Origin of the sequence: Geobacillus sp. B4113_201601 (assembly GCF_001587475.1) — a bacterium.
Taxonomy (GTDB): Bacteria; Bacillota; Bacilli; order Bacillales; family Anoxybacillaceae; genus Geobacillus; species Geobacillus icigianus.
Genome location: NZ_LQYX01000101.1, coordinates 52,536 through 56,922, shown reverse-complemented (window position 1 = coordinate 56,922; position 4,387 = coordinate 52,536). Strand labels below are relative to the sequence as shown.

Here is a 4,387-nt window from a genome sequence, read left to right as displayed (position 1 = left end):
GTCCGCGCCCGCTCGCACGCGTCTTCGGCATCGGGAATGTGCTTCGCGACCGTTTCCAACTCATCCGGTTTCAACCAAATCATGTGATCACAACTCCTCTATCATTCGACGAAGACGGGCGATTTCCCTGCTGATTTCATCGATCAATTCATCCGCCGTCGCCTCAATCCGCGCCTCGATTTGCTTTAAATCGGCATAGACCCACTCATACGCTTCCCGCGCCTCCCCTTGCCAGTACGGAATAGATTCATCGTTGGCGCGATAAAAGCCGCGAATGCCACCTTGAAATTCTTCCATCGCTTCATGCACTTGCCCTTGGTAAGATTGCAAAATGGCCATCGCTGCTTCGTAAGCCCTCCGCTTCATTTCCTTTTCACCAGCGAATGATTCGATTTTGAACGGCTGCCCTCTCTTGGACTAACGTTTCCCGAAACGTGCTTCCCACCTGCCATTCTGCTTCCACCTTGTGGAGAAGGCGCGGATGGCTAAACCGGCCGTCCTTGACGAGTTTCGCGATTACCATGGCGTCTTTGGCGTCATTCTTCGTTGGCAAGTTGTCGTCGAGTTCTTTTTTCACATGCATCGGGTTGACCATCACCAAGGGAATCCCTTTCTGCTTGAGGAAGTAGGCGAGATTCCATCAATAATGGCCGGTCGGTTCAATGCTGACGATCACGCTAGTTTTTCCAAATTCTTTCACCGCTTCTTGGATCGACGCGTCCAGCTGTTTGAGTCCCAACTTGGACTGCATCACAGGAAACAACTTTTTCAGCACACGGCCTCGCGCATCTATCATACAGGCGTAATGTTTGCGCTTGGCGATGTCGATGCCAATCACTAATGTTTGATCGGTAACTTGTTCAATTTTGTGATTTTGTGTACAATTCATGATAGAGTCCCTCCTTGGTTGATGTTGGTGTTTGTGTATCCCTGCATCATACCAAGGGGAGCTTTTTTCTTCCAAGTCCCTGAAAACCTTTCTAACAGGAATACTCTCCCCCTACACTCTGCTTAGAGGTGGGAAACTTCTCGGTTAATTATGTTAAAATATGAAGCTTATCATTGTGGAATTTTGCAACAATTACTTTTCTACTGTAGATGAGCAAATTTGCTAACATAAATTGACAACTAAACAAAAAAGGAGACATGAACCCGATTCCTTGGTTAGAATAGATGTACCACCAACTACCCACAAGGAGGTTCATGTCTCATGAATAGATTAGCACATCATCAAGGAATCCACAAGTTTTTCATGACGCTGGGATTGGCGCTTGATTTCTCGAAACCGGTCATCAAGCATCTCGTTCAAAATGTGTTCATGGATTCCTAGTATCCATCCCAAGCGCTCATCAAAACCTGTCTGAAACAAGGATTCCATGTCATCGCCATGCTCAAGACGAACCGAATTCTCTACCCGAAAAGCATCGCCATCCAAGCGAAGAAGTTCGCCCGCTATATCGAGCCCAACGACACCCGCCTCGTCACGGTGGGGAACGAGCGTTACCGCGTGTATCGCTACGAGGGAGCGATCCATGGCCTCGATGACGCGGTGGTGCGGCTGGCTTGGAAGGCGGATCAACCGATGACACCGGATCACTTGAGCACCGACCGGGAGCTGAGTGACGAAGACATCTTGCTTATATTAACGTTTCATATGTTCAAAGATTTTCTAATTGATGAATTTCCTTACTAAGCAAAGGAATAATCCCCATCAAAGTTCCCCAGATCCCAGTGAAATAAAAAATATAATGAACAGGTATAATATCCGCTAAGTATCCTGTTAGAAATACAGTTAATGGCATGGCAAGCGATGAAATACTTGCTACTAATGTATCAATTCTAGCGCGATATTCTGGCTTGACAAGAGTTATTAAAAGTGTATTGACTGTAACAGTATAAAATAGCAAGAAAAATGTTTGAATAGCTATTAAAATATATGCAAAAAACAATTGATCATAAAACCCAATTAGAGCAATACTTAAACTTGGGATTATTAAACCTAAACTTAAGGGAAATATTGGTTTTATTTTCTTTATAATTCGTCCAATAAACAATCCAGTGATTATTGACGTTGCCACACCAGTTGCTTCAATGAACCCGTATTGAGCTGCAGTTGCTCCATACTGTGTTTTAAATATATATATATTCAAATGACCAACAGAGACAATATTTACTCCCATATTTATTAACGTTAGAATAAGTAAAACTCGAAGTTTTACCAATAACTTAACTCCATCTTTAAATTCTCTCCAAAATTGTTTCTTTTGTTTTGATTTTTCGTCATTAACTATTATTCCATTTTTAGGAAGTACTAACCAAGAAGATAAAAGTGCAGCGAATAAAAATATTAATGAATGAGTGAACATAATTCCGATAAGACCAATAAGAGAGAACAATATTCCACCAACAGCATTACCTATTAATATTCCTGTTTTACCAGCAGATGATAAAAAACCACTAACTTCAGCAATACGATCAGTCCCAACTAAATTTGGTAACATACGTCTTCGTGAAGGTGAAATGAATGTTTGTGCAATATCATTTAAAATAACCATTGCCATAACAGCAACTATAATATAGTCATCCAAAAACAAATAAAAAAATATAAGTATAAAACCTATTAACCCCAATGCTATATATGCTTTTATCATTGCATTTTTTGGACTCGTGCGGTCAACTAAAACCCCAATCAACGGGCCAGCAAAGACATTAACAATATATGTAATAGCAGTAATAGCTGAAGTAATAAAAGCTGAACCAGTTCGTTCAAGGACAAACCATGATAAACAAAGTGTAAAAATTGCATCTGCTATAGTACCTAAAGCTGTCGTACTAACAATTAATGACATATTTCGTTTAACAGGAATTTGCAATGACTTTAGCTTTGTACGTTCTGATTGGTTTTCCAATCTATATCCCACCTTAGCTATATATAATGCAACATGAAGAGTTAATCTCTCCGTTATCCTTCAGCGCATCCAGCGAATCGCCAAACGGGAGAATGAATCCCTTTTTGTTTCGATGGATGATCCCATTTGCCAAAAAACGAAGCCTTCGTCACGGGCTGCCCGCTCCATTCAAGGGTGTGATTGGCACTACTCGCACAACGATCATCCCCGTCTGGGGGCATTCGCTTGTTTGGCTGATGGTGCACACCTTCACGCAAGCGTTTCCGTTCGCCTTTCGTCTGTATGACAAGACAGCGGGAAGAAGCAAGATCGACCTATATAAGTTGAATTAAAGATTTACAACTGAACACACAAACGATCGATCGTTTGTTCTGATTTTTGGTTGATTCTCTGAATAAAGGCTTGGACATTCTTTCTAATTTCTTGCACAGTCGAATAGAACACGTTGTAAATCACGTCTGATTTCAGCCATTTCCATAACCCTTCAATCAAATTCAATTGCGGACTGTATGGTGGCAAAAAGACGAGCTCTAACCGATCTTCGTGTTCTTTTAAAAAAGGCTGAATGAGTTTGGCATGGTGAATTCGAGCGTGATCTAAAATCATTACCATTTTGCCTGTCGGATAGCGTTCTAACACAAGTTGAAGAAACCGAAGAAATGTTTCTGCGTCATAGCGTTCTTCTTCGATGCAAAATACATCCCCTGTTTCGTAGTTCAACGTGCCAATCAGCTTCAGCCCTTGATGTTTTCCAAACGTCGGAATGATTCGTTGTTTTCCTTTGACAAACCATGTTTTTTGAATCGCTTGGTCATCACGAATCATCGATTCATCTTGAAAGAGGACATGGGCGATGTTCCCATCTAACAGTTTTTTTTACTTCAGGGAAGGTGATTTCGACGAATTCTTTTTGTTTCTCTTCATCGGCATTGGCTAGTGTATAGGTGGGTTTCGTATAGCTTAGCCCTAACCGATGCAGAATGTTGCTTGTTCCACGAGGCGTGTATGCTGGTCCCCACTTTTGTTGAATGAGTTCAGCGATGATCGCAAGCGTCCAGTTATATTTTGCTTCGAATCCCACATCTACGGGGAGCTGATGTTCAATAATCCAAGCCAGCTCTTTTTCCTCATCAGGACTCAATCGACGTGGGGAGCCAGGTGAGTATTTCATCTCCAAGCCATCAAGACCGCGCTGGGCGTAGGCATGGATATAGTTATAAATCGTTTTCTTGGATCGACCAATAATCGTTGCGATTTCTCCTTTTTTGTATCCCTGCAAATGAAGATAAATGGCTTGGTAGCGTTCATATGCTCGTTTACTTTTCGCTTCTTTCATGGCAGTGGACAACTTTTCGATCTCGTCTTTGTGATTGGGCATCGTATTTTCTCTCCGTTCTCCTATTTTCTCTTTTATTTTATTCGCTGTGGAACGGGAGAAAACCTTTATTTCAATTTATATAGCGATCGAGATGCTTTCT

At 41.7% G+C, this 4,387-nt stretch carries 3 protein-coding genes and 3 pseudogenes; 2 read left to right on the top strand and 4 right to left on the bottom strand.

The features are described from left to right. Window positions 1-87: 87 nt before the first annotated feature. Together B4113_RS14870 and B4113_RS19670 are read right to left on the bottom strand one after the other, a co-directional pair. A complete protein-coding gene (locus B4113_RS14870; protein ID WP_172418774.1) occupies window positions 88-366 on the bottom strand; it encodes a DUF5082 domain-containing protein in 279 nt (92 codons plus the stop codon). A gap of 10 nt (window positions 367-376) precedes the next feature. Continuing rightward, window positions 377-889: pseudogene (locus B4113_RS19670) on the bottom strand (transposase); the annotation flags it as partial. 441 nt (window positions 890-1,330) lie between these two features. Here B4113_RS19670 and B4113_RS21275 point away from each other — a divergent pair. Beyond that, window positions 1,331-1,636: pseudogene (locus tag B4113_RS21275) on the top strand (IS701 family transposase); the annotation flags it as partial. 22 nt (window positions 1,637-1,658) lie between these two features. Here the strand turns inward: B4113_RS21275 and B4113_RS14855 are convergent. After that, window positions 1,659-2,909: an MFS transporter gene (locus B4113_RS14855; protein ID WP_235598025.1), complete on the bottom strand. Its 1,251-nt coding sequence runs from the start codon at window positions 2,907-2,909 to the stop codon at window positions 1,659-1,661. Window positions 2,910-2,964: 55 nt separating this feature from the next. Here B4113_RS14855 and B4113_RS14850 point away from each other — a divergent pair. Continuing rightward, window positions 2,965-3,226, top strand: a pseudogene (locus B4113_RS14850) (IS701 family transposase); the annotation flags it as partial. A 19-nt stretch (window positions 3,227-3,245) separates the two neighbouring features. On the opposite strand, the gene B4113_RS19055 reads toward B4113_RS14850, so the two are convergent. Next, window positions 3,246-4,287, bottom strand: a protein-coding gene (locus tag B4113_RS19055) for an IS630 family transposase (RefSeq protein ID WP_255358735.1) whose coding sequence is annotated in 2 segments (ribosomal slippage) — window positions 3,246-3,785 and window positions 3,787-4,287 — 1,041 coding nt in all. Because the reading frame shifts where the segments join, the coding sequence is not laid out codon by codon here. Between the last annotated feature and the right edge of the window lie 100 nt (window positions 4,288-4,387).